The 26,740-nt window shown below is 39.9% G+C and carries 22 protein-coding genes; 12 read left to right on the top strand and 10 right to left on the bottom strand.

Translation table 11 applies throughout. From position 1 onward, the window contains the following. Positions 1–57: 57 nt before the first annotated feature. Positions 58–663, bottom strand: a complete 606-nt coding sequence (locus tag CLW00_RS09245) for an IMPACT family protein (RefSeq protein WP_106133404.1) — start codon at positions 661–663, stop codon at positions 58–60. A 97-nt stretch (positions 664–760) separates the two neighbouring features. Here CLW00_RS09245 and CLW00_RS09240 point away from each other — a divergent pair, with 97 nt between their 5' ends. The 3 genes from CLW00_RS09240 to CLW00_RS09230 are packed head-to-tail and all read left to right on the top strand — an operon-like array spanning position 761 to position 3,028. After that, the gene (locus CLW00_RS09240) at positions 761–1,177 is read left to right on the top strand and encodes a sugar 3,4-ketoisomerase (RefSeq protein WP_106133403.1); all 417 of its coding nucleotides are present in this window, start codon (positions 761–763) and stop codon (positions 1,175–1,177) included. After that, entirely contained in the window at positions 1,155–2,081 is a 927-nt protein-coding gene (locus CLW00_RS09235; protein ID WP_245917211.1) for a hypothetical protein, read from the top strand. The genes CLW00_RS09240 and CLW00_RS09235 overlap by 23 nt, the downstream gene beginning before the upstream one ends. Beyond that, positions 2,078–3,028 (top strand): glycosyltransferase family 2 protein, encoded by a 951-nt coding sequence (locus tag CLW00_RS09230; RefSeq protein WP_170073198.1) that lies wholly within the window; start codon positions 2,078–2,080, stop codon positions 3,026–3,028. Before CLW00_RS09235 ends, CLW00_RS09230 begins: the two co-directional genes overlap by 4 nt. A gap of 11 nt (positions 3,029–3,039) precedes the next feature. On the opposite strand, the gene CLW00_RS09225 is transcribed toward CLW00_RS09230, so the two are convergent. The 5 genes from CLW00_RS09225 to CLW00_RS09205 are packed head-to-tail and all read right to left on the bottom strand — an operon-like array spanning position 3,040 to position 10,126. Continuing rightward, on the bottom strand, positions 3,040–4,311 hold the full coding sequence (locus CLW00_RS09225; RefSeq protein ID WP_106133401.1) for a M16 family metallopeptidase: 1,272 nt from the start codon (positions 4,309–4,311) through the stop codon (positions 3,040–3,042). Then, entirely contained in the window at positions 4,308–5,525 is a 1,218-nt protein-coding gene (porV, locus tag CLW00_RS09220; protein WP_106133400.1) for a type IX secretion system outer membrane channel protein PorV, read from the bottom strand. The genes CLW00_RS09225 and porV overlap by 4 nt, the downstream gene beginning before the upstream one ends. Continuing rightward, on the bottom strand, positions 5,522–8,788 hold the full coding sequence (porU, locus tag CLW00_RS09215) for a type IX secretion system sortase PorU (RefSeq protein WP_106133399.1): 3,267 nt from the start codon (positions 8,786–8,788) through the stop codon (positions 5,522–5,524). Before porU ends, porV begins: the two co-directional genes overlap by 4 nt. After that, the gene (gene pssA, locus CLW00_RS09210; protein WP_106133398.1) at positions 8,781–9,476 is read right to left on the bottom strand and encodes a CDP-diacylglycerol--serine O-phosphatidyltransferase; all 696 of its coding nucleotides are present in this window, start codon (positions 9,474–9,476) and stop codon (positions 8,781–8,783) included. The genes porU and pssA overlap by 8 nt, the downstream gene beginning before the upstream one ends. Continuing rightward, entirely contained in the window at positions 9,473–10,126 is a 654-nt protein-coding gene (locus tag CLW00_RS09205) for an MBL fold metallo-hydrolase (protein WP_106133397.1), read from the bottom strand. The genes pssA and CLW00_RS09205 overlap by 4 nt, the downstream gene beginning before the upstream one ends. Before the next feature lie 53 nt (positions 10,127–10,179). On the opposite strand from CLW00_RS09205, the gene CLW00_RS09200 reads away from it, so the two are divergent. From CLW00_RS09200 to CLW00_RS09190, 3 genes are read left to right on the top strand one after another with little or no spacing between them, the layout of a single operon-like run. After that, entirely contained in the window at positions 10,180–11,223 is a 1,044-nt protein-coding gene (locus tag CLW00_RS09200; RefSeq protein WP_106133396.1) for an NAD(P)/FAD-dependent oxidoreductase, read from the top strand. A 48-nt stretch (positions 11,224–11,271) separates the two neighbouring features. Then, positions 11,272–14,859: a BamA/TamA family outer membrane protein gene (locus CLW00_RS09195; RefSeq protein ID WP_106133395.1), complete on the top strand. Its 3,588-nt coding sequence runs from the start codon at positions 11,272–11,274 to the stop codon at positions 14,857–14,859. 18 nt (positions 14,860–14,877) lie between these two features. Further along, on the top strand, positions 14,878–15,756 hold the full coding sequence (locus tag CLW00_RS09190) for a YicC/YloC family endoribonuclease (RefSeq protein WP_106133394.1): 879 nt from the start codon (positions 14,878–14,880) through the stop codon (positions 15,754–15,756). A gap of 189 nt (positions 15,757–15,945) precedes the next feature. On the opposite strand, the gene cdaA is transcribed toward CLW00_RS09190, so the two are convergent. Both cdaA and folP read right to left on the bottom strand, forming a co-directional pair. Continuing rightward, a complete protein-coding gene (gene cdaA, locus CLW00_RS09185; RefSeq protein ID WP_106133393.1) occupies positions 15,946–16,827 on the bottom strand; it encodes a diadenylate cyclase CdaA in 882 nt (293 codons plus the stop codon). Then, the gene (gene folP, locus CLW00_RS09180; protein WP_106133392.1) at positions 16,824–17,708 is read right to left on the bottom strand and encodes a dihydropteroate synthase; all 885 of its coding nucleotides are present in this window, start codon (positions 17,706–17,708) and stop codon (positions 16,824–16,826) included. The genes cdaA and folP overlap by 4 nt, the downstream gene beginning before the upstream one ends. Before the next feature lie 14 nt (positions 17,709–17,722). Between folP and CLW00_RS09175 the strand changes: the two genes are divergently transcribed. Genes CLW00_RS09175 through CLW00_RS09165 form a run of 3 tightly spaced genes read left to right on the top strand, consistent with a single transcriptional unit; the run spans position 17,723 to position 19,888 of the window. Next, positions 17,723–18,268: a DUF1599 domain-containing protein gene (locus CLW00_RS09175; protein ID WP_106133391.1), complete on the top strand. Its 546-nt coding sequence runs from the start codon at positions 17,723–17,725 to the stop codon at positions 18,266–18,268. Then, complete coding sequence (locus tag CLW00_RS09170) at positions 18,261–19,361, top strand: BT_3928 family protein (RefSeq protein WP_106133390.1); 1,101 nt, start codon at positions 18,261–18,263, stop codon at positions 19,359–19,361. The genes CLW00_RS09175 and CLW00_RS09170 overlap by 8 nt, the downstream gene beginning before the upstream one ends. Next, entirely contained in the window at positions 19,358–19,888 is a 531-nt protein-coding gene (locus tag CLW00_RS09165) for a shikimate kinase (RefSeq protein ID WP_106133389.1), read from the top strand. Before CLW00_RS09170 ends, CLW00_RS09165 begins: the two co-directional genes overlap by 4 nt. Here the strand turns inward: CLW00_RS09165 and CLW00_RS09160 are convergent. Both CLW00_RS09160 and CLW00_RS09155 read right to left on the bottom strand, forming a co-directional pair. Continuing rightward, positions 19,878–21,395: an OmpP1/FadL family transporter gene (locus tag CLW00_RS09160; RefSeq protein ID WP_106133388.1), complete on the bottom strand. Its 1,518-nt coding sequence runs from the start codon at positions 21,393–21,395 to the stop codon at positions 19,878–19,880. The two genes, CLW00_RS09165 and CLW00_RS09160, sit on opposite strands and share 11 nt — an antisense overlap. An 87-nt stretch (positions 21,396–21,482) precedes the next feature. After that, complete coding sequence (locus CLW00_RS09155; protein ID WP_106133387.1) at positions 21,483–22,937, bottom strand: hypothetical protein; 1,455 nt, start codon at positions 22,935–22,937, stop codon at positions 21,483–21,485. Positions 22,938–23,065: 128 nt separating this feature from the next. Between CLW00_RS09155 and proS the strand changes: the two genes are divergently transcribed. The 3 genes from proS (at position 23,066) to floA (ending at position 26,127) form a co-directional block, all read left to right on the top strand. Continuing rightward, positions 23,066–24,547 (top strand): proline--tRNA ligase, encoded by a 1,482-nt coding sequence (gene proS, locus CLW00_RS09150; protein ID WP_106133386.1) that lies wholly within the window; start codon positions 23,066–23,068, stop codon positions 24,545–24,547. Between the two features lie 95 nt (positions 24,548–24,642). Then, on the top strand, positions 24,643–25,104 hold the full coding sequence (locus tag CLW00_RS09145) for an NfeD family protein (protein WP_106133385.1): 462 nt from the start codon (positions 24,643–24,645) through the stop codon (positions 25,102–25,104). Between the two features lie 3 nt (positions 25,105–25,107). Next, the gene (gene floA / locus CLW00_RS09140; protein WP_106133384.1) at positions 25,108–26,127 is read left to right on the top strand and encodes a flotillin-like protein FloA; all 1,020 of its coding nucleotides are present in this window, start codon (positions 25,108–25,110) and stop codon (positions 26,125–26,127) included. Positions 26,128–26,740: the final 613 nt, after the last annotated feature.

Here is a 26,740-nt window from a genome sequence, read left to right as displayed (position 1 = left end):
TATTTGATATTGATCCCAAATTATATGCTTAATGCCTATTTCCACACTAAATAGGCTTTAATCCAAAAGCTTGACCTGACCCAACGCCGCCAATAACTCAAGTTTTTCCATGATTAAGTCAAAATCATTCTCCCTGACTTCAATCTTCATGGAGCAATTCAGAGCCATTTCCTGATGAGCAATGTTCAATTCATGTTCTTTGATGATCCGCATGATTTCATTCATTTCGGGATATTCAAATTCTACATGAACCTGCTTGGTGACAATTTTCTCGAGTATTTCTGCACTCTGAAGGGCTTCGGAAGCTGCAGTTTTGTAGGCAGTAACAAGTCCACCCACACCTAGTTTGGTACCGCCAAAATACCGGACTACTACCACAAGAATATCTGTTAGGTTCGCTGACCTGATTTGTCCCAATATAGGATCGCCGGCAGAATGGTTAGGCTCTCCGTCGTCATTTGCTCGAAATACATCCATTTCCCTTCCCAACATATAAGCATAGCAATAATGCCGGGCATCGTAGTATTTTTTCCTGAGCTCTTCAAGGCAGTCCTTGACTTGGTCTTCATTTTGGACAGGAAAAGCAAAAGCTAAAAACTTGCTGCCTTTCTCTTTGTAAAATCCTTCTGCTATAGTGGCTATCGTTAGATAAGTGTCTTTCAAGGTGGCTTTTGGTCTTGTAATTGATTTTTATAATCCCGAAATTAATAAAAACCCAAGCGAAGGCTGCGCTTTTATGGCAATAACTTAAATTAGCCATATGAATCAATTGTCATCTCAACCTCATCTGGTAAATCTGGTGCATAAGTCCAGTGAAAATGGGGATATCACCTTTTTTGAAAATGATGATTTAAAGTCATTTTATTCAAAAAGATTTTTTTGGATTTCCAACGTCCCAGAGGGCAGTATTCGAGGGGTGCATGCCCATAGAAAGGAAAATCAGGTTTTAGTATGTCTGAAAGGTAAAGTTATAGTTTCCCTTGAAAGTGTAGAAGGCAAGCAATCCGAATTTGTATTAGACCGTGAAAGCCAAGGTTTGATTGTGCCCTGTATGCATTGGCAGGAAATAAAATTCAGTGAAAATTGCATTCTGATGGTATTTGCTGACAGGGAATACTCAGAAGAAGATTATATTAGAGATAAAACCACTTTCCATGAATTCAGAAGCCCAATTTGACAGCAGCTATGATTTCTCCTTTCGGGAAATGGAAGTTGGTGATAAAGATTATTTCTTGTCAGGGATAAAATCTGTTTCGGAAGCGACCTATTTTCAATGCGAAATCCTAAAGAAAGGACAGCTGAAACTTGAAATACAGGTAGCTTTATTGCCTGATGGAAGTGCGGTTTCTCTTCCCAATGCTCCTTTTGGAGGCTTCTGGGTTTACGACGATGTCAATTCCGAAGTTTTTGCATCTTTTTTAAATTCATGGGTGTTTTTTCTGAAAGAAAAAGGAGCCAAAGAAATAAAAATCACCCAAGCTCCTTGTAATTACATGAGCCATTCGGATTGGGTCGAGTATTTTTTGCAAAAGCAAGGTTTTGAACTGATACATATCTTTAATCACCAATTTTTAGAAGGGAAAAAAAGGTTAAAGACTGAGTTAAAAACCTTGCTATCGAAATACAGTAAAAAAGTCAAAGACAACAACCTGAAAGTAAGCGTAGGAAATATCCAGAGTTTTAACTTTTTGAATCAAATCAAGTCTTGGAATCAGTCAAGAGGTTATAGCGTTTCATTTGATGAAAACCAACTTATAGCCCAGGTTTCGACTTATCCTGAGCGTTATTTTGTGCTTTCTGTAATGCAGGAAGCTGTGCCTGTAGGACATGCTTTGGCAGTCAAGCTGACATCCAATAGTGTGTATTACTTTCTATCTGCAATTGACCCCAAGGCAAAGGTTAAAATCGTCGGGGAATTGATCATGGTTCATTTACTGAAATTGGCAGTAGAACAAAAAGCTTCATTTCTTGATTTGAGTTCTTCAGAAGTGGAAGGTGAACCCAACCACTCTTTGATGTTTTTCAAGTCAAAGTTTGCTAACTGTTCGCATAATAAAATGGTCTGGAGGTTGATGCTTTGAAAAAGAAAGAAAAGCCCCTGGTTTCTATAATTTGTACTTCTTTCAACCATGAAGTATTTATCCCAGCTTCTTTGGAATCAATCTTGAAGCAAACCTATGATCAGTTGGAAGTCATTTTGATTGATAACGGGAGTATGGACAATTCGCAGGTATTGTTGAAAGAATGGCAAGAAAAAAATCAGGGAAGATTTCCAATTAAGGTGATTTTTAGAGAACAAGCCATAAACTATTGTAAAAGTTTCAATGAAGGTTTTGACTTGGTCAGTGGAAAGTATTTTGTAGATCTATCAACAGATGACATTCTTTTGCCCGAACATATTGCGCTTAGTGTTGATAAGCTAGAGGAAAATCCACTTGCTTCCGCAGCATTTAGTGACGCCATTATAATCAGCCAAAAAAGGAGGCGTAATTTCTTCCCGAGGACGGCTCAAGGTACATTGAAAGTGAAGGTGGATGAAGGCTGGATTTATGAAAAAGTAGTGGCCACACATCATATACTCTCGTCTACCATGATGATGCGTTCGCAAAGTTTTCAGCTTTTGGGTAAGTATGATGAGAACTTAGAATATGAGGACTTTGATATTATTGTCCGCATGGCGAGGGAATTTCCTATTGTGTTTTCTGATCACATTGGGGTGGAAAAACATGAGCATCCGACTTCATTTTCGAATGAACAGTATCAAGCGAAGACTTCAAGGATGCTGCCTTCTACGCTTAGGGTTTGTCAAAAAATTGCCAGAATGAATCGGAGAAAAAGTGAGGACGAAGCATTACTTGTCCGTGTATTCTATGAGTGGAGGCAAGCCTTGGCTTCAGCCAATTTTGAAGTGGCTGAAGGTTTTCTACAACTATCGGGTGAATTGGCGGGGAAAGGCCTCTTGTTCAAATTTTATAAGGGCTGGACAAAAGGCCGTTGGGATATTTCAGGATTGATAAATAAGGGGTAGCAAGTACAATTTTATCCTACTATCACTTCTACCATATTTTCCTTCAATAAATACTTTTTACCAATGGCTTGAATATCTTCAGGTTTGAAGGTTTTGATGTATTCGAGCTGCTTTTCGTAAAAACCAAAGTCCAAACCTGCCTGATGAATTGACTTAAATCTACTTATCAAATCAAATGAAGAGCTGAAATTTGACAGTAAGTTTCCAATCAGGTAATTCCTGACAATTTCTATTTCCTCAATTGGAATAGGTTCTTCTTGTAACCTTTTTACTTCATGGTAAATTTCGTCGATGACAGTTTCGGTGTGTTCTTTGATCACATCAGCCATGACTACCCAGTAATCTGCATTCTTCAAACTCCCAATACTACTGTAGATGCCATAGGTATGGCCTTTGTCTTCTCGTATATTTTTGATCAGTCTGCTTCCAAAGTATCCTCCCAAAAACACATTGAAGACCCAAAGTCCAAAATAATCAGGATGGTTTTTTGGGATCAAATGACAGCCAACTCTTAGACTTGACTGTAATGCGCTTTCCTTTCTTTCTTCAAGTCTTGGTTTGGGCAGGTTGACAAAGTCAGGATTTTTACTTTCAAATGATATAGTCGGAAGATCACCTAAGATTTCGCAAACTTTTTCTACTTCTTCTTCACTTAAGTTGCCAGCAAGAAACACTTCAGGGTTGACCCAAAGCTTCTCGCTGTAGAATGAGACCAGATCTTCTCTGCTGATGGCTTCTACATCTTGTTCATCTGAAATCTGCCCAAAAGGGTGCTCCTCTCCAAATAGTTCCTGTCTGAAAAGATGGCTTGCCCTGTTGCCATTCTGTTCCCTTTGTATGCTAATGCTGAGGGCTTTTTGTGATTTTCGTTTGGCAAGCTCTTTTTCCGGGAAAATGGCTTCTGTCATCAATTCCCTAAATACAGGGAGGACAGTGTTAAAATGTTTTTTGGTGGTCAGCAAACCTAGGCCATTGTGCTCAAAATTACTGATGACCTCTACTTCTGACGCATAAGTATCGAAGAAAGTATCAAGGTCAGCACTGCTTTTACTTTTAGTGCCTTCCATGAGGAGATGGAGGGTGAAATATGATACCAGTTTTTTTTCAACTATTCCGGTCACCCTATTGGAATCGGCATTGATTTCTAATTTTACCGCTCCTATTTCAGGTGTAGCCATAAAATACAAAGAGACTCCGTTTTGAAGAGTCTTTTTGATGGGTGATGGGAAATTGACCTGTTCTGGTATCTGAAATTCCGGTGCGACAGTCCTGTCTAAAATCATCTAGTTGGGATATTGTAAGTAAGTGAAATTCTCAAAGTCTCAGCCAATGGGTGGTTTTGCGTCTGTGGTACCAAATAGGAGAAATCAAAGGCCAAAGTTTCTTTGTATAGGAATCCTACCCCCATGGTGAAGTATCTTCTACCACCTTTGTTTGGGTTTTCATAGAAATAACCTGAACGCAAAGCGAAGACATTGCTGTAATTGTACTCAACTCCAGTAGAAAGCATCAATTCCTGCATTTCCTCTCTGAATCCACCTGGAGCATCTACAAATGACCCGAAAATACCTGAAAGCAAAGGCCTGTTTGGGTCTCTTCCCGGCGGCTCAATTATTGGATTTCCATTTGGATCTGTTACAATGACGCCATTCTCTGTCCTATAGATTGGAGGAGTAGGAACCATAAGTTTATTAATGTCAAAGGCAAAAGTAATAGAATTGAATTCGTTGAAATTAACCTTATATGCAGTACCGATCCTTAAGTTTGTAGGGATAAAATCAAGATCCTCGGCGCTATTGTAGGTAAGTTTGGGGCCAATGTTGGAGATAGTCGCACCCCAAGAGAATGTACCGGTTTTGTTGCCTGGAAATACCTCTTTGGTATAATATAGTCCGACATCTGTACCAACACTTATTCCAGGTCTGCTTTCAGCACCTCCGGCCGAAGAAATATTGCCTGAAAGATTGGAGTGTATAAATCTCGCGGAGATACCCAAACCTAAGTTTTCTGAAAGTTTTCTCGAATATGTTCCTCCTATAGCAAGATCTCTTGGCGTAAATTCTCCTAAGGGATTGCCAAGTCCGTCTGTTAATTCAATATCTCCCATGTTGAAATACCGGATATCAAACCCCCAAGCGGAGACCTCATCTATTTTCTTATAACCTGTCAGGTAAGAGATAAACATATCATTGACAAGTCTACCCAACCAAGGGGAATAGGAAAGAGAAAATCCCATATCGTTTTCAATAAAGGAGAGTTTGCCTGCATTCCAATGTGCCGAAAATGCATCGGGGCTGGTAGCCACACCTACATCACCCATGGCCGAGCTTCGGCTATCAGGTGCAAAATTCAGGAAAGGAACTGCAGTCGTGATGACCCTTCTATCGGGATCCTGACCTGAAATGATGGGTGAATTTTGAGCCGCAGCACTCAAGGAGATTAAGAAAATCCAAGAAAAAATAACCGGTGTGAGGACTGCTGAAGTCGATATTTTCATTGAATAATTATTTTGCCGCTTTTTCGATCTGAAGTTCCGTCTTTTTCAGAATCAAGTGATAACCTGTAAATATAAGTTCCTTTTATGGGATAATTGATTTTGTCATGGAAAAATATCCACTCCAAATCATCCAAAACGGGACTAGCTTCCACATAACGTTTTTGGATAGAATATATTTCACTTCCTAATACTGAATAAACCTCTAAGCTAAGTTGTAGATTCTCTCCTGGTCTGTTATGTCGAACCCTAAATGAACTCTTTCTATTGGCCGGGTTGGGATAAGCTACATTTTCCAGAATCTGAACAGTAGAAATACCTCTAACCTCAAGAATTGTTTCCAATGTAGAAGAGTTTCCTACATTATCCCAAACCTTGAAGGAAATTTTATTTTCTCCTTCTACCAAATTTTCTAATTCTGTAAGTATCTCTCCTTCCTTAAAACTCCCATTTAATGCTTTGTAATCTCGATTCAGAAAAGTGGTATTTTCATCATTTATTGTCAAGGTGATGTCTTGACCTATTCCTACCGAAGAGATGTTTATTCCGCTTTCGTCAGACAATCGGAATTTGACAGGAATTTGACTGCTCTCTATTATTCCGGGATTTTCTTTAAAATTTTCACCGAAGAATATTTTTATTTTGGGTCCCTCTGTGTCAGTTGAAAGGCTGTCCAAACTGCCGCCGATTGGAACATTTAAAGCTCCGATGGCTTCTTCTTTGCCATCCTGTAAGGTGCTAAACATCCGTATGGTGCCCATGCCCAGTGAGTAATCTATCTGTGTTGGAATAAATATCTCCGATAGGAATTCGCCGTTTTTCACCTCTCCCTTTCCCTGAAAAACCAAAGCTGTTTGTTCTTTGAATTCAACTGGACTGCTTTCATCACCAAGGGTCTTTAATGTCAATGCCTTGTCATAGACACTGATGTCAAATTCTCCATTCATACTACTCAAAGTCGAACCCGAAATGGGGTCTTTGATTTCCCCTTTGATCTGTACAGACATTTGAGCGCGGAGTGTGTCCACATCTATTTTGGATTCGATGGTGTGAATCTTATCTATTGATGTCTCTAAATCCGGCACAGCCAACCGAAGTGATGGGTCTCCAATCAGTGAAAAATTCCGGTTAAATGGACCGTTAAGACTATTGTTTTTAGTATGCATAAAAATGCGCCCCAAATCCCTTATCTCGCCATTTTCCCTTACAAATACTTGCTCTACGAAGGCCCTGTTCAACCTGAAATTGACACTACTGAATACAGGTCTACCTGTGGTCAGAAGTCCTATAGCACCTTTTCTCTGCGCAAAAAGCAATTCCTCGGCACCTGAGCGGATAAACGGACTGTCTTGTCTGCCAAATTCACAGGTAGCGGTGACAAATAGTGGGAGATAAGGATTGTCAGGAAAATCAGCAAGGTCACTCACTGTAAAAACCCGCTCTGCTGTCAAAGTAGTTTCATTGCCATGGCCAACATAGTTCAGAATAAGCAAACCTTCCTCAAGATTTTCTTTCAAAGCCTGTCTTGCCTCGGGTGATGTCTGAATACCCCCGCTAATTACTTGTTCGTATCTGTCTAGATACAGTTTTCGGATCTCAAACTCAGGATAGTTGTTTGAAATATGAGCGGCATGTGATTCTGAATCGTTCAAATGAATATTATTGTCACCATCGTCTGCGAAAAATGCAAGGTTTCTTTTCCAAGTCCCAGGATGATTGCCGGGTGTTTCGTAGGCTATGATTTTGTCTACAGCTGTCTGTGCCTCCAAAGTAGTAATCGCAGGAATCCTTCCTACACCTATATCCAATAGCTCATCGCCTTCTGAATTCTCTTCCCAAGCGCCTTTTCCCAATTCTAAAAAACCAAAAAAATCATCCGAACTATAGGTTGTCAAGGGATTCAGGCTATTTCTACTGGTGTAAGTGGGTACGAGATTGGGTCTGCCTCCCAATTTTGATTTGTAGTCAAAAGTCCCTTTTCCCAGAAAAAGCACATTTTTTAATCCTCCTGATTTTTGGAAATGGTAGGCCAGAAAATCCCTGATCGCTGTCACATCCCTGTTGCCATATCCAAATGCATCATAAATCTCCTCAGGGGTAAATACATTTGTGCTTATTCCTGAATTCTGTTTATGAGACTCCAGTCGGTTTGCTTGATTTTGAAGTTGTGAAGCGGTGATTATAATTAATGAACTGTTGTTGGTTTCAGTTCTGGCTTTAAGATTTGCTGCTTGGAAGTTTGCTGCTCTAGGCGCACTGGATTTGTCAAAAACAATGACTTTGTCTCCTTTTTGGATGTATGATTGATTGGAGATAAGCCCTGCAGCACCGCTTTTTTCAATTTTCCAGTTGGATTTTCCAGCGATTGCCTGGAAGAGTGACTTTTCTTGCGTGTTGATGTAAATACCATCAGGAAGTGCTGAAGCTGGATATGGGATAGCCAAAAGGCTGTAATCTAGAAAACCCACTCCATTGGCATCTCCGGAAGAGAATGTAGCACTGATGTCCACCCTGCCTCCAGGATTGGCTATTGAAGAAATAAAATCTTGTTCCCTGCCTTTGATACCATAAGTGCTGTTTGGAATGGAGTTCAAGTCGACAGTACCCAAGGATTGATTAGAAGTGGAAAAGTTGAAGGTAGAAGGTGAAAGTGACTGTGCCATTACTTTGGCTAGGAACTGGCCATTGCCAGTATTACCTGGAGGAATATCCACTTGCATGTCTATTTTTCCACCATTACTGATTGGGTTAGAATACCATTGTCTACCAGAATTGATGACATTGTTGCTTTCCCATTTTTTTACAAAAACCCTAAATAAGGAGACACTCACCTTGCCTTCTTCTTGCGTATGGCTTTCAACGATACGCAAGCCCTCTTTTTTCGGCCCAATCAAATAATAAAGGGTGTCCGTGTAATGGTGGTGGGTATACTCAAATGTATCTTCATTAAATTCTGTAATGTGTGGTCCTGAGGTATAAAAGTATGCACTATTACCTTCCATGTATATAGGGATTTCATGAAGGGAAAAAATGCCACTATCTAATTTTTGAGGAAGCATTCCATGTTGGCCATAGATGGATATTTCATCCAAATCACCAAAACCTATAGAGGAAAGGTCCTCTTTGGTAAGTTGATAAACACCTTCTTGGGTGATTGGAAATTTATAAAAGGAATGACTTTGTTGAGCAACAAGGGGAAATGCCAATGTGCAAAACAAGAAAGGGGAAAGGTAGTATATCCAATATTGAGGATGGTAATTAAGCATTTTTAGAAATCAAACCCTCCAAGACCGACAGCACAATATAAGAAATAATCACAATCGGAATACCTGCAAGCCCTAAGCTGATGATGCAACCAATGCCAATCAAAAGAGTCAGGTACCGAAAAATATTCTCCTTGATGCCAAAGGATTTGAATTTGAGGGCAATAAGAGGTATTTCAGCTACCAATAAAAGGGACATGATGATACTCAGTATCACAAGGCTTTCCGGTTGTGCAATTAATTCTCCCAACCCCGAAAATTTTGCAATAAAAAAAGGGAGTGTGCTGATCAATAGTGCATTGGCGGGGGTAGGGACACCGATAAACCTGTCTGTTTGCCTGGTGTCAATATTGAATTTGGCAAGTCTCAAGGCCGAAAAAATCCCCACAATCAAGGTTACATATGGCAAATATGTAAATGTCGGGTTTTCGTCTACCATCTTGAACAAAATGAATGAAGGCAGCACCCCAAATGTGACCAAATCGGCGAGTGAGTCGAGTTGCTTGCCGATTTCAGAATGCACTTTCAGCATTCTTGCCACAAATCCATCCAAAAAATCAAACAAAGCGGCAAGTAAAATAAAATAGGCACCCCATTCTATTTTTCCCTGCAGAACAAATACAATACCCACCATACCACTCAAGAGGTTGAGTGATGTGATGGCGTTGGGAATGTGTTTTTTGATGCTCAAAACCTTGCTCTTTTTCCTACAAAAGGGTTATGCTCTTTTTCATAACCAATAGTGGTCATGGGGCCATGGCCCGGATATACCTTGGTGTCATCTGCTAGAGCAAACATTTCTTTTTTGATGGCATCCAGTAATGTCTGGTGATCTCCTCCAGGAAGATCTGTTCTGCCTATGCTGCCTTGGAAAAGTGTGTCTCCGGCGATACAGATTTTTGAATCTTCATGGTAGAAAACCAAGTGACCAGGGGCGTGTCCCGGAACAAAAAGCATCTTGATCACTTCTGTACCGAGCAAAAGGTCTTTGTTTTCATCCAGGTACTCGTCGACCTCTGCCTCTTCATAAGCGGGGAAACCGTAGTTGGAAGCATAGGTGATCACAGATTTCAATACAGGCAATTCATTTTTGTGAATGAGGAAAGGAACATTGTACTTTCTTTTGACAAAAGCATTGCCAAGCACATGGTCAATATGACAATGCGTGTTGATGAGCATGACTACGTGAAGGTTTTCGTCTTCGATAAACTTTGTCAATTCATTTTTTTCATCTGATTCATAACATCCAGGATCAAAAATAATCGCTTCTTTAGCGTCATTATAAAGCACATAGGTGTTTTCCTGGAAAGGGTTGAAAGTAAAAGTCTTTAATTGAAGCATGCTGAAATTTGTTGATTAGCTCAAAATAACGAAGAAAGAATATAATTTTGGGTATGGAAGTAGATTTTTTACTCATTGGACAAGGGCTGGCAGGGACTGTCTTGTCATTTCGATTGATGGAGGCCAATAAGTCTTTTGTCATCATCGATCTGCCTGAAGAAAATAAAAGTAGCCGAATTGCAGCGGGTTTGTACAATCCTGTTACTGGGAAAAAAATGGTGAAAACCTGGTTGGCAGACCAGCTTTTTCCTGAAATAGAGCTTTTTTATGAGAGGATGGAGGAGCTATTGGGTGAAAATTTTCTTCATAAAAGAAGTATTTATCGCCCATTCTTATCTATAGAAGAACAAAACGAGTGGATGGGACATAGCGGGGATCCAGGTATGCAGGCATATTTTGAAAAAATAGTAACAACACCGCTTTTCGAAGAAGTTCAGAATCCCTTTGGCGGGATTTTACTCAAGAACTCAGGATTCTTGGATATCAATGCACTGTTGGATGCGTATTCCGCATTTTTGATTTCGAAAGGTTGTTTGAAACAAGAGAGATTTGAAGAGGAAAGACTGGAGTTAAGCCAAGATCAGGTGACTTATGGGGATATTAAAGCCAAGGCGATTGTTTATTGTAACGGACTTGGGGCTTTAGAGAGTAGGTTTTTTGCAAAGCTGCCTTTTGCTCCGGTAAAAGGGGAAATTCTGGATTTACAACAAGAATTCACACCTGACACTATCATAAATAGGGGTGTGTTTCGTATATCATTAGAAAATGGTCTAAAAAGAGTTGGGTCTACTTATTCATGGCATGATTTGGATACAGGTCCAACAGAACGAGCAAAAAATGAGTTGTTAGAAAAATTGGAAAAACTAATCAAGGAAAAAGAGGCAGAAGTAATTGTGCACAAGACAGGAATAAGGCCGGCCACCAAAGATAGAAGACCATTTTTAGGAAAACATCCTGAACATGAAAACGTTTACATTTTCAATGGACTTGGTGCTAAAGGTGTTTCATTGGCTCCATATTTTAGTAAAATGATGATTGAATTGTTGGTAGAGGGGAATGAACCACAAAAAGAAGTAAACATTAATCGGGTTAAATGAACATAAATAGTATTTTTAAGTATATTTAAATCCAAGCGAATACATAGAATGAAAAGTAGGATTTTAAGTCACCTCATCATCGGTTTTTTAATTCTGGCTTCAGGCCAGGCTTTTGCGCAATTTGATGGGGAACGTTTTGGAAAGAACCGTATACAACATAAAAATATAGAATGGTACAATTACACCTCGAATAATTTTGAAGTGTATTACTATGATGGGGGTATGAACAATGCCAGAATGGCCATTGATTACCTTGAGGCTGAGTTTGACCGTCTTACCCAAATGATTGGGTATGTGGCGTATACCAAGCCTAAAATTTTCATTTATAATTCCAAAGAAGAAATCCGTCAAAGTAACCTTGACCTGAACAAAGACGAATTCACCATTGATGGGCAGACTTTTTTTAGCCGGCTTTTGGGAGAAGTAGCATTTCCTGGTACATGGGATCAATTCAAGCAGGATCTGATTTACACCACTTCCAAAGTTATCATAGAGGAGATGTTGTATGGATCTACCATTGCGGATGCATTTCAGTCCAATCTGATCAACAGTTTCCCTGATTGGTATCTTGATGGTGCCGCCAAATACCTCGCTTATGGTTGGAGTAAGGAAATGGATGATTTTGCAAGACATTATTTCAAAAACAATAAAAATATAAAAATCCACAGGTTGAAGGACAAGGAAGCGAGCCTCCTCGGTCAGTCGATCTGGAATTTCATAGTAGAAAAATATGGCAGGAGGTATGTCTCGAGTATCCTCAATCTGAGCAGGATCAACAGAAATGAAGAAAATAGTATAGCAAACACCATAGGCCTGAATTATAAAAGCTTTACAGATCAATGGAGGCAATTCTATGAAAGCACCAGTGAGCCGGTTTTTACGACATTCAAAGAAGTAAACTTTTCCAATGAAATCACCAGTACCAATTCAAAGCATTTTGGAATTATAAATGATATCAAATTCAGTCCTGATGGAAAGCATCTTGCTTATGTGATCAATAATGGCGGCAGGTATAAGATACAAGTGAGACAATTGTCATCAGGAACAGAAAGGACGCTGTTTTCGGGAGGTGCCAAGACAAATGATTTACCGGTCAATACCCTTTCTCCTGTGATCGCATGGAGAGATACCTTAAACTTAGCGGTGGCAACTCACAGGAGAGGAACTACCACTTTAAGAGTCCGAGCTATTGACGGGTCTTTTCAGGATAGGATTTTCTTACGAAATATTACACAGATCTTAAGTTTGGATTTCAATAGTACGGGTAGAAATATGGTGCTATCCGCCATTGCCAATGGAAAGACTGATGTTTTTACCCTAAACACCAGAGGGCAGGGTAGGAGATTGACCAATGATGTTTTTGATAACCTGCATCCTGTGTTTTTGAATGATTCTACTATTATTTATTCCTCCAATTTCACCGAAATTCCAGACTCTTTACTTACCCGTGCGCCGGATGTCAAATTATTACCGGAATATTTTAATCTATTTAAAGTAGACCTTCTTGACTCTTTGAATACAACCAAGCTGACAAACCTGAACACCAAGAATCTCAGACCAAGGGTGCTCAACTCAAACAATATTTTGATGTTGAGTGATCAAAGCGGTATCAATAACTTGATGCGATTGACGATATCCAACGGGATTGCAAGTCAGGTTTCAGCATGGAATAGAAGTATAGAATCTTTTGATTACATCTCTTCTTTAAATAGAGTTGCCTTTTCTGTCCGAGATGGAAACCAAAGCCGACTAATTTTAGAGGCTTATTCAAATGCAGACCAATTTACGCCAAGTACGCCTAGAGTACAGCTGACACAAGCCAGGACACTCAATGAAAGAATGTCTACAAGAAGGACAGAACAACCTGTAGAAGAAGAAAGTACGGAGACCGTAGAGGAAGCTATAGGTCAACTGAGAAGCAGAAGACCATTGAGACAACAAACAGAGCAGTCTGAGGAAGAGGTCGAAGAAACTGTAATTGAGGAAGAACTGGAGGAGATTGAAGAGATAGTCAACGAAGCGGCATTGGAAAAAGAATTAGAAGAGCAGGAAGAAAAACTTGAGGAATTGGCTGGAGAATCACAAGAATTGGCCAGAGATACTACCCAAGCACTTCGCTTGGAGGACCTTATGATCGGAATTACGCCAACGACACCTAGGGCTCAGCAACCTACGCCTACACAACAAGTTCCCATTGAGACCCAACCTCTTGAGCAAGATACAGTACCACAGCCCAGAAGTTTGACCGGGAGTATCAATACAGAAAGATTGAGGTTCGAAAGAAGAGCTGGTATTGATACAGATAATTACGTTTTTGACACTATCCCTCAACTGGTTGCACAGCCGCAACAAGCATCTCGATCCCAGGGCGTCTTAGGCACAAGAAGTAATCTCCTTGAGAATTTTAGGAGACAAAGCTCACAAAAGAGAGTGACGGGTCCTAGAAGGATGACACCTCAGTTTATTACTACCAGTTTGAGCAATGACTGGGTAGTTGATCCTTTAAGAGGATTTGGATTGGGTTTGTCTGGGAAAATGACGGATTTGTTGGATAATCATGTGTTTCAAGGAGGTCTAATGTTCCCTTTGGATTTCAGGTCAGGAAGTGATATTTATTTTGAATACGAGTACCGTAAGCAGCGTATTGATGTACGTTTTAGGTATGATAGGAGAGCCATTCAACTATTCCAAGGTGACCTGAATCAGAGGTATGTGTTGAATAAGACCGAACTTGGGTTTTCTTATCCTTTGACAGTTCATTCTAGAGTGACAGTAGCGCCATTTGTAGCCAGAAGCCAATACTTCAACCTGAATCCGGATTCTGTTTTGAGAGGTCAGGTTCCTGAGCAAAATAGGTTGGACGTTCAATACGCAGGTGGTCGGGCAGAATTTGTGATTGACAAAACAGATCAGCTTGGATTGTACATGCAGGAAGGCTTCAAGGCCAAAGTAGGTTATGCTAATTTCCAGGGTTTGAACAGGGGTGAAAGGTCTTTTTCTAATGCATATTTAGACGTCAGGAATTATCAAAAAATACATAAAAATATCATATTGGCTTCCAGACTTTATGTAGGTTCATTCTTTGGGAATAATCCCCAAAATTATCTAGTAGGGGGTATGGATAATTGGTTGTTCAATCAGTTCTACAATCCGCCTTCCAACAGACCAGAGAACTCTCCAGTCAGGAACCCTAATGCTTTAGAAAATTCAAATATTTTATTTGCAGAATTTGTAGACTTAAGAGGGTATTCTTTTGATGAAATCAGGGGAAGAAATGTGATGACGTTTACCACTGAGTTGAGGATTCCTTTATTTTCGTACCTGTCAAGAGGGAATATTACATCCAATTTTGTGAAAAATTTCCAACTTGTAGGTTTTTATGATGTAGGTTCGGCATGGAATGATGCAGCACCTTGGGAGAGGGTGAATGACCAAAATACGGAAGTTATCACCACTCCAGGTTCACCTTTTACCATTACGATCAATAATTTTAATAACCCTTGGCTTCAGAGTTATGGAGCAGGCCTAAGGACAGTACTTCTCAATTACTATTTCAAATTTGATTTGGCACAACCGGTCAGGAATTATGCAAGAGAAGATTTAAGATTTTATGTTACCTTGGGTTATAATTTCTAATATTTATTTTCGAAAGACATGATTAAATCAATGACAGGCTATGGGTCTGCCAGCTATGAGAATGATGACCTCCTGATAAGTGTGGAGGTCAAGACGCTTAATTCTAAATTTTTAGACCTGACTATAAGGTCTCCAAGGCAGATTTCTGATAAAGAGCTAGAAATCAGGAATATTGTTTCCAAGGTTTTGGATAGAGGTAAAGTGAATCTCTCAGTAGAGTTTTTGGATAAGACTGGACATGATCTACCCATACAGATCAATGAAGAACTCTTTGAAGCCTATATATTAAAGTACCAGAACCTTGCCTTGAAAGTGGGGACTGAGGTGAATGATTTGTTTAAGATAGCCCTTCAATCAGCCAATGTTGTCTCCAATGTGGTGGAAAAAAAGTCGGATACTGGCAATTGGGATTTAATCAAAAAAGTAATAGAAGAGGCACTTGAAAACTGTAATGACTTTAGGCAAGATGAAGGGAATACTTTGATGAAGAAATTCACAGAGAACATAGGGGTCATCAGAACAGGACTTGAAGAAATCATCCAGCTTGATCCAATCCGTAAAAATCGAATCAGGGATAGAATCAGTAATAATTTCAAAGATTGGGTTGAGGAGAATGAGTTTGATAAAAACAGGTTTGAACAAGAGTTGATTTACTATTTTGAGAAGATTGACATCACTGAGGAGATTGTAAGGCTAGGCACACACTTGGACTATTTCCAAAAGAATTTGGAAGAAGGTAGTGCTCAGGGTAAAAAACTGGGTTTTATTTCTCAGGAAATAGGCAGAGAAATCAATACAATCGGTTCAAAAGCCAATGATGCAAATATGCAGCAACATGTAGTGGCCATGAAGGATGAGTTGGAAAAAATCAAGGAACAATCCTTGAATATCCTTTAGAAAAACCAAAAAAACATAGCATGTACTCTTTTTTCCTACAAATTAAATCAAGCTAGTCTATTTAGCTTTCGATACTTGATACTATTGATATTGGGGGTTGGTATTTGTTGGTATACTGGAGTTATTTGTGTTATTTATGCAAAAAATAAAGGTCTGATGGGTTTCAATACCTCTCAGACCTTTTTGCTTTTAAACATTTGTAGCACTGCCGCTACTTGCCCTTTTCTTGATTTGCCTTCTCTCGTAGGCTGATATTGGCTCAAACTTGTCATCGATATCGACCCCTGTTAAGTAATCGTTGATAAACTCCCTGACTTCCTGAAAAGATAGGTTATGCAAGATTTTTCCATTTTTGGCCAGAGATACTTGCCCTGTTTCTTCCGAAATGATCAATACAAGTGTTTCTGTTGCTTCAGACATGCCTATTGCTGCACGGTGTCTTAAGCCAAATTGAGCTGGTACATCTCTTTCCGTGACTGGCAATATACAGCGGGCGGCTTTCACTTTTCCATTATGGATAATTACGGCACCATCATGCAAAGGACTGTATTTGTTGAATATGGAAATCAACAGCCTTTTGGATACCAAGGCATCCAAAATATCACCACTTTCAGCATAAAACTTCAGTTCAGAATTACTTGATAAGACCATCAAAGCTCCTGTATTTGTACCTGAAAGACTCTTTGCGGCTTCGATAATTGGATTAATATTGAAAGCTTGAGTTTCTCTTTTTCGCCAAAAGAGGAGTTCTTGCAGTAGGTTTTCATTTGATAAAAAAGAAGATCTTCCAATGATTAAAAGGAATTTTCTGATTTCGGGAGCAAAGATTATGATAGCAGCAATAATACCAACCCCCATAAATTGTCCCAAGATGATAGATAGCAGCTCCATTCGAAGTGCACTTACCATCAGGTAAACCAAATAAATGGATAAAAACCCTAAAAAGATCTTGATGGCAACACTTCCCCTGAGCAGCTTATATACTTGGTAAATAAGGACACTCACCAAGGTGATATCGATCAGATTCACGATGGAAATGTCTAAAAATCCTATTTTGAAAAGTAGATTCAAGGGTAGAGTTGTTTGTATAGTGTTACAGTTTGTTTAGCTTCTTTCACGTCATGAACCCTAAGAAGGTTTGCACCTTGAGTCAATGCAAACATATTTAAGGCGGTGGTACCGTTTAGCGAATTTTCGGCCGTCAGCTGCAATTTTTTATATATCATTGACTTTCTAGAAATACCGGCTAAAATTGGTGCCTGAATTGTCTTAAAATAAGATAAATTTTTGAGAATCCAATAGTTTTGTTCCAAAGTTTTAGAAAAACCGAAACCTGGATCGATTATTACATCTTTTATGCCAGCTTTCAAGCATTTTTTGATTTTTCCTGAAAAATACATACTCATTTCAAGTAGAATATTTTCGTAACCCGTTTGTTGCTGCATAGTCTGGGGGTTTCCCTTCATATGCATGGCGATATACGGTACGGAAAGTTTGCCTACAGTTGGGATCATTTCCGGATCCAATTCACCGGCAGAGATATCGTTGACTATATCTGCTCCGGAATTTATGGCTCTTGAAGCCACCTCTGATCTGAAGGTGTCAATAGAAATTAAGCTGTCAGGGAAACTTGATCTTATCGTTTCAATTGCGGGAATGACCCTGTCCAATTCCTCTTGAACGCTGACTTCATCAGCCCCTGGTCTGCTACTGTAACCTCCTACATCCAAGATATCCGCTCCTTCCAGAAGCATCTTTTCAGACCTTTCAAGCAAATCTTCTTTGTTTTTGCTTATCCTGCTTTTATCAAAAAAGGAATCAGGAGTAACATTCAAAATTCCCATTATCAAGGGGACATCCAATAAAACAAGCTTTCCTCTGCAAGTGAGTGTTTTTTTTGGGGGAAATACTATATCTTCGAAATCCGAAGAATTATTGAAAAGATCAGACATTAAATCAACAAGCTTTGAAAACGCAAACGGTAAGCGAATATAATCAAGTTATCAACCTTTGTAAAGAACTTTTTAAGAAGAAAACAATTGATTACGGTACAGCCTGGAGAATCCTTAGAATTCCATCCATTACGGATCAGATTTTTATCAAGGCCCAAAGAATCCGTTCCATTCAGGAAAAAGGAAACCAAAAGGTAAATGACCCCATTGCAGATGAGTTTGTCGGCATTATCAATTATTGCCTCATTGCACTGATTCAGATTTCCTTAAAGGATGATGCGCGCATGGAATTAACTTATGATGAACTCGAACCATTGTATGACAAATGGGTCGGTGAAACAAGGGGATTACTTGAAAACAAGAATCACGACTATGGAGAAGCTTGGAGAGATATGAGAGTAGCCTCGATGACTGACATCGTTTTAATGAAATTGTACAGGGTCAAGCAAATCGAAGACAACCAAGGTAAAACGCTTGTCTCGGAAGGCATTGAAGCCAACTATCAGGATATGATCAATTATGCCGTTTTCTGCTTAATCAAATTAGAATACCATGTTTAGACAAACCTTACTATTTATTATTCGGCTTTTTGTCGGTGGTTTATTTATTTTCTCAGGACTGATTAAAGTCAATGATCCTGTTGGAACGGCTATCAAACTGGAGGAATATTTTGATGTGTTTTCCAATGATATCGCATCTTTCTTCTACTTGTTTAAAGATATAGCACTTCCCTTGGCAGTATTTCTGGTAGTAGCTGAGGTAGTATTGGGAGTGATGTTGATTCTGGGCGTCAGGCTAAGGCTTACGGTTTGGGCTTTGGGTCTTATGATTTTGTTCTTTACTTTCCTGACCTTTTATTCAGCCTATTTCAACAAAGTCACGGATTGTGGTTGCTTTGGAGATGCCATCAAGCTAACACCTTGGGAATCCTTTATCAAGGATATAATCTTGTTGGTATTGATTGGAGTCTTATTTTTCTATAGAAATTCGCTCTCCAATTCCGGGCCTGCATGGGCCAAATGGACGGTGAGAGTAAGTTTGGTGCTCTCTGTAGCTTTAGCGATTACTGCAATCAGAAATTTGCCATTCATTGATTTTAGGGCGTATAAAGAAGGTGTGAATATCCCGGAAGCCATGCAGCCATCTGCGCCTTTGCAGTATGAGTATGTGATGGAAAAAGATGGAGAAGAATTCATTTTTGATCAGTATCCTTCAGATGATTCTTATGAGTTTAAAGAAATGAAGCTGGTCAATGAAGATGCGCTTCCGAAGATTTCTGATTTTGCAGTCTGGAATGATGACGGTGATTATACAGATGAGATCCTAACAGGAAGGAAGGCAGTAATTTTGATTACCTCTATTTCCAAGATGAATAGAGCGTATTTGGAAAAATTAGATGAAGTCATGAGAGGCTTGGAAGGTACTCCAATCACACCTTTGGTAGTGGCTGCGTCTTCGCAAAATGAGATCGATACCTTGATTCAGGATAGAGCTTGGAATGTGACAGGCTATCAGGCTGATGCTACAGTCATCAAAACCATCATGAGATCCAATCCGGGACTGATGTTGCTTGATGAAGGGAAAGTATTGAGAAAGTATCATGTCAGGAATACTCCCAACTCGGGAGAAGTGATCGATGTCTACGCGCAATGAGAACTCCTTTGAAGATAGTTTTGGTCGGCATGCCCGGTTCAGGGAAATCCACATTTGGAAAAGCCTTGGCCATGCAATTGAACTTTGCATTCATTGATTTGGATGAAGCTATTGAAAAGGGCGAAAGCAAAACTATCCGGGAGATTTTTGAAGTGGAAGGGGAGGGGAGATTTCGGGAATTGGAGACTTTGTATTTGACAAAAGTAATATCAGGAGTAGAAGGTTTTGTTCTTTCCACTGGTGGAGGCACTCCCTGTTTCAATGACAATATGGAATTGATCAATGAGCAAGCTGTCTCTGTGTACTTGGAAGTTTCCCATGAAGAACTCTTGAAAAGATTGGCAAAAGACCAAGCCAGCAAGCGTCCGATGTTTGCTGGTATGGATAGGGGAGAGATTATCTTAAAGTTGAAAAATTTATATGCTCAAAGAGAATATTTTTATAGAAGAGCAAAAATAAAGCTCAGCGGAGATGATATTTCCACTGAGCTTTTGATATCTGAATTGATGTCTTTTTTTAGAAATTAAAACCAACCGTCAACATGCCATTGGTAATGTTGTTCCTTATTTCAATGATTGGGCCTATCTCCTGTCCATTTTCCACAACAGAATAAGGGTTATACAATTGGTCAAAGCGCATAGACATCAACGCCATGTCTATGTAGAACTTTTCAAATCTTACACCTATTCCTCCTGAAAATTGCTGCGTACTCCTTCTAAAATTGCTACTTCTAAATGGATCGCCGTACAGTCCATATCCAGCTCTCAGTCTAAACATGTCAATTCTGTATTCACCTCCTATTCGGTAATTGATAGTTTGGCCATATAGCCTTCTGATTTCCTGATTATCGGCATTCGGATTAAAATCTCTAGAGTTTAACCTGGCACGGCTATAATTCAAATAGTCCACGTCTGCAGTGATAAAACCATTTTTCCCGATAAAGAAGGTTGCTCCACCAGACAAACGCAACGGTGTATTCAGGTTATATGTCCCCAGTACAATCGGAGTGCTGGATTCCTCTCTTCCAAGAACTATATCTTCTGGTTCGAAATAAAAGTTGTCAAACTGATTGATCATAGACGCCTCATATTCTTCATTGAATCTATACCAAGTTGGGGATTGGAAGTTGAAACCTAAGTTTACAACATCTATAGGTTTATAAATAACACCAAAATTGACATTTGCCCCAAATCCACTGATGTTCAGGAATTCCTCAATACTCGACACCATCAAAGGCTCGTTGAAAAATTCTTCTCCATAAGATTTTCTGGAAGTGTAATTGATTGATGTCAAACCTAATCCAGCACCTACAAAAAGCTTGTTGTAAAAGTTAGCTCCATAGGAGAGGGAAGTTTGTGTACTTCTACCCTCAGTAACTACAGATTCATCTTGAAAAGGGAAGCCAAGAACGAACGAGTCATATTGTGATGGGTTATTTATAGGGTTTCCATTCTCATCCTCAGATATTGGATTGATAAGGAAGGTATTATAAGCCAAGCCAGTGAGTCCAAAGTTTTCAATTTGAGATTCAGGTATTCCGTTGGCTTGTTGAATAAAAGCATCAATAATACTCGTCTGACCTTCAATGTCAGAAAAATATCCAAAGTTGGTGTTGAAATGATTGGTTCTATTGAAGCTGATACCAAATGTCCCGCCTCTAAAAGCTCCTGTTTCCAGAGGGCCTCTGGGATTGCTTATCACCAAACTTAGGTTTGGAAGGGCAAGATTGCCTGTTCTGTTTTCCTGAACCTGGCCTAGGTAGTTAGTTTCGGTTACCCATGAACCAAAAGATGGTGTGATACTGAACTCTGACCTCCGAAAGAATCCAAGTCCAGCCGGATTGGTATGAATATTTGAAATGTCTCCACCCAGTGACATCTGTGCGCCTCCAAGTCCGGTAATTCTTGCCGATCCTGTTGAATAGAATTGGCTAAATCTCAGTGCATCCTCAAAGTACCCACTTTGAGCCATAGACATTCCCATGGAAAGTAAATAAAAGGATGTCGCGAATAATAGCTTTTTGGTTGAAATCATATAAAATCAGAATAGTTGACTGAGTATATATTTCTCAAATAATATGCCTGCTTTGTTTTAAATAATGAGGTAAAAAAAAGGGGGGAATTAATTCCCCCTTCCTCCTCGTGATCCTCCGGAGCTCATTCCGCCTCCGCCACCACCTCGGCTACCGCCTCCGCTGCTAAATCCACCACCACTGCTTCTGCCCGCTGGTGCACTTCTCATAGCTGGAGAGCTTCCTCTGCTTGGTGAGCTCATCTGATTTCTTGATGGGCTCATGCTTCTAGATGGGGCCATTCTATTGTTATTATATGTACCAGAATTACCTCTGTTGTAAGAAGGGTTGGTACTTCTGGTTCCCATGTTGCTTCTATTTGTATTTGCCCTTGAAGGAGCTGTATAAGCACTTCTTGAATTTTGTCTATTGGCATTGTTGTTATAGACCGGTCTGGAATTGGTTACTCCTGTTCTTGAACTTGGTCTAGTCGCCGCAGCTGAGCCAGTGTTTCTCACACCAGGTCTAGCCGATGAATTGGCTATTCTGCTGTTTTGCCTCACATATTCATTCTGAGAAGTACCGAAGTCTCTATTGGCATTTCTACTGGTCGAAGGAGTTAAACCTGATCTTCCAGCTGTATTTCTTGATGATGATGTCGCTGCATCTCTCCTTGCAGCTCTTGTAGTGGAAGGATAGTTAGAAGAAGCCAATCCACTTGTTCCTACACCTGTTCCAGCGCCTCTACCTGGTCTAGCACCTCTTACTATTTGGCGACCAGCTTCTCCAGGATAACCCGGAGTGACAAAGATAGGAGGTCTCATACCCCAGCCCATGCCTGGACCCATCATGCCCCAGCCACCCATCATTGGATAGCCCATACCGAAGCCACCGCCCCAGCCAAAGCCCATGTTCATACCCCACATGGAGTTCATGCCCCACATAGAGTTCCAACCCATTCCCCAGCCGAAGCCAGGTCTCATCATGCCAAAACCAGGTCTCATGCCGAAACCCATTCCTGGACCCCAGAAAGGATCCCAAAACGGATCATAAAATCCGCCCATCATCCAAGGATTGCCCCAGCCCATGCCCATCATTGGAGCACCCCAGCCGAAACCTCCCATACCCATGCCGAAGCCTAGGTTAAGATTGAATCTGTTTTGGTTGAAACCTTGTCCTGGCAAACCAGCACCAGATCCATAAAAGTTGTTATATACGTTGATATTTGGATCTCCCTGCTGCTCTCCTTGACTTTCATCAAAATACACGGTTCCCTCTTCCTGGTCAGAAGTGGTAGACTGGTATCTGGCCAAGTACTCAGGATTTACATTTCTGGCAGAAAAGTTTTCCTGATCAAATTCATCAGATGAAATTGTACTCAGAGATTGAAAGTTTTGAGGATTGTTGTTTGAAACGGCATACTCAGTAGCGATTTGGGCATCAGATGACATGAAGTACAAATCATCTGTTTCGCCACCTCTCATGGCATTGTAGCTAGTGCTACAGGAAGCCAGAAGGAGGATTGCTCCAGTTCCAAGTGCGAGGATGTGATTGAGGTTTTTCATTTTGTTTGGTTTTACTAACTACTACTTTATACGAACCATATAAGAGAGGGTTATTAAATTTTACTTTATATTTGCCTCCCGCAGTATTGAGCGAAGATAACTAGATTTTTGAATTCAACAAAAAGACTATGAGCAAAGGATTACCAAAAAGAAGTGAAGACTACTCTTTATGGTACAATGAATTAGTTAAACGAGCAGATTTAGCTGAGAACTCGCCTGTAAGAGGCTGTATGGTGATCAAGCCCTACGGTTATTCTATTTGGGAAAAAATGCAAGCTGAACTTGACCGTATGTTTAAAGAGACGGGTCATCAAAATGCCTATTTCCCATTATTTATTCCCAAATCTTACCTTTCTAAGGAAGCCAGTCATGTAGAGGGTTTTGCTAAAGAATGTGCGGTAGTTACACATTACCGGTTGAAAAATTCTGAGGATGGAAAGGAAGTTATTGTAGACCCTGATGCAAAATTGGAAGAAGAACTGATTGTCAGGCCTACTTCTGAAACAGTTATATGGAGTACTTACAAAAACTGGATCCAGTCTTATAGAGACCTGCCATTGTTGGTCAACCAATGGGCCAATGTGGTCAGATGGGAAATGAGAACTAGGTTGTTTTTGAGGACTACTGAATTTTTGTGGCAAGAAGGACATACAGCTCATGCTACCAGAAATGAAGCCATGGATGAGGCTGTACAGATGATGAATGTCTATGCGCAGTTTGCTGAAGATTTCATGGCACTTCCTGTTGTGAAGGGTGTCAAAAGTGAAAACGAAAGATTTGCAGGAGCGGAAGACACTTTTTGTATAGAAGCCTTGATGCAGGATGGGAAAGCTTTGCAAGCCGGTACATCACATTTCCTGGGTCAAAATTTCGCCAAAGCCTTTGATGTAAAGTTTGCTACCAAAGAAGGTGGACTAGAATACGTTTGGGGAACATCATGGGGTGTGAGTACAAGATTGATGGGAGCTCTGATAATGGCACACTCAGATGATAATGGTCTTGTATTGCCTCCAAAATTGGCTCCTAATCAGGTAGTGATTGTACCTATATATAGGGGTGAGGAAGAATTGGATAAAATTTCTGCTAAAGCCAAAGAAATTATGGCAAAGCTGAGAGCAAAAGGAATATCTGTGCATTTTGACAACAGAGATACGCACAAGCCGGGATGGAAATTTGCTGAATATGAGCTTAAAGGTGTGCCTTTGAGGATCGCAATGGGTCCTAGAGATTTAGAAAACAATACTATTGAATTGGCAAGAAGGGACACATTGACCAAAGAAACGGTTGATCTATCTGCAATCGTCCTTGAAGACTATATTGCCTCTAAACTTGATGAAATCCAAAAAACCATTTACAATAAGGCACTTTCATTCAGGAAAGAAATGACCAGAGAAGTGAATACTTGGGAAGAGTTCCAAGAAATGCTTGACAAAGAAGGTGGATTCCTATCTGCCCATTGGGATGGTACAGGCGAAACTGAAGAGAAAATTAAAGAACTTACAAAAGCCACAATCCGATGTATTCCTATTGACCAAAAAGAGGAAGATGGCAAATGCATCTATTCGGGAAAACCTTCCAAAGGGCGGGTTTTATTTGCCAAGGCTTATTAAATATCAAAACCTCCAAATCTGGAGGTTTTTTTTATGCAATATTCTTTAACTGTTTTTTCTTAGATTTGACAATATCTTAACTTCAGACAAAGAAAATGACCTTATTTATATTAACATCTTTGATTTTGGTAGGAGTCATTTTATTGATGACCGAAATTATCTTTGTTCCCGGAACAACATTGATTGGTATTTTAGGCTTGCTTTTTTCAGCAGCCGGAGTGTATTACGGGTTTCTTTCTTACGGGACAGAAACTGGGTGGATTGTTCTCGCTGCAACATTGATAATTAATTTTGGCCTTCTCATCTATGGTTTCAAGTCAGGGGTCTGGACCAAATTTGCTTTGAAAGATGCAATCACTTCAAGATCATTTGATGACCGATTGATCGGGCTTGAAAAAGGTCAGGAAGGAAAAGCTGTTTCTGACATCAAACCAATCGGAAAGGCAGAGTTTGGAGATATTATTTATGAAGTAAAGTCCGATATTGGCTTCATTCGGGTAGGTTCAACAGTATTTATTACTAAATTGGAGGACAATAAAATCATCGTAAAAACTTAGTGTATGGAAATGACTAATTCGGCATTCATTTTATTTGCAGCTTTTGCCGGGCTGATTCTCCTTTTTATCTTTCTGTATTTTGTCCCGGTTAACCTCTGGATTACTGCAATATTCTCCAATGTTAAAGTAGGAATAGGTGAACTTATCGGTATGCGGATCAGAAAAGTACCACCAAGTATTATCGTTAATTCGCTAATTACATCCATTAAGGCTGGTTTGGATCTCACTACAAATGAGTTGGAAACACATTACTTGGCGGGTGGAAATGTCCCCAATGTTATAAGAGCATTGATTTCTGCGGACAAGGCCAATATTAAGCTGACTTTCAAGCAAGCGACGGCGATTGACCTTGCCGGTAGAGACGTGTTTGAAGCGGTACAAATTTCTGTAAATCCAAAAGTAATCAATACACCCAATGTGGCAGCTGTGGCAGCTGATGGTATTCAGTTGATTGCCAAAGCTAGGGTTACTGTAAGGGCAAACATTGCCCAATTGGTAGGTGGTGCAGGTGAAGATACTATTTTGGCCAGGGTAGGAGAAGGTATAGTCACATCGATCGGTTCGGCCCAAAACCATAAAAGTGTACTGGAAAATCCTGATAAAATTTCCAAACTGGTATTGGAAAGAGGATTGGATGCCGGTACAGCTTTTGAAATTCTTTCCATTGATATCGCAGATATTGATGTAGGAACCAACATCGGTGCAAAACTGCAAATTGATCAAGCTTCTGCCGATCTCAAAGTAGCGGAGGCTAAAGCTGAAGAAAGAAGAGCAATGGCTGTTGCTTTAGAGCAGGAAATGAAAGCCAAGGCAGTAGAAATGCGTGCGAAAGTAATTGAAGCGGAGGCTGAAGTTCCAAAGGCGATTTCGGAGGCTTTCAGATCAGGGAAACTTGGAGTGATGGATTACTATAGAATGGAAAATATCAAATCTGATACTGACATGAGGTCTTCCATTGCCGGTTCCGAACAAGGATCTTCCAGTTCGGCTGGAAGTAAAGGGAAGTCCGGAGGCAACAAATAAAGAATAGATTTTTAAAATTCAATTTAAAAGCCGCTGTATTTGATACGGCGGCTTTTTTGTGACATAAGGTTTCCGGATCTTATTTTCTACCTAGGACAGTAAGACTTTCTCGCGGCCAACAACGACTATCATAAGTAGTATACTGAAGTCCCAAAAGCTTTTAAATGCCATTTTTTGCCTTGTAAAAATGATACCATATTCCGGGTCAAAAGAGCATTGAACTTCAACAAGCAGGAATTTTATGTAAAACGGTAGGATACTTACCTTTATTCTGCTTATCGGCGAAATACCGGAATTCTGTGGCTGCATAGCATAGAATTATTCCTTTTATTTTTTTGAAAGTGCATTTTATTCAAAAAATTATCGAAGTAAAGATTAGTTGAGTAGATATGCGTAGCTGAGAAATCGCTGAGCCTTATTCATTGCTGTAATTTTGCATTCTGCCTAAATAGAAAATATTCAGGTTCGAAGGGAATAGAGGTTCAACAGAAGCGTGTTTTATGAAGAGATTTTACAGAATATTTTTGCTGGTTCTATTTGCCGGTTTTTTTGGTGAGATACAGTCCCAGCAGCTTCCCCAGTTCAGCCAGTACATATTCAACGGTCTTCACAT

Source organism: Mongoliibacter ruber, assembly GCF_003003005.1.
Taxonomy (GTDB): domain Bacteria; phylum Bacteroidota; class Bacteroidia; order Cytophagales; family Cyclobacteriaceae; genus Mongoliibacter; species Mongoliibacter ruber.
The sequence above is the reverse complement of the archived record's forward strand: the minus strand, read 5'-3'. Positions and strand labels throughout refer to the sequence as shown.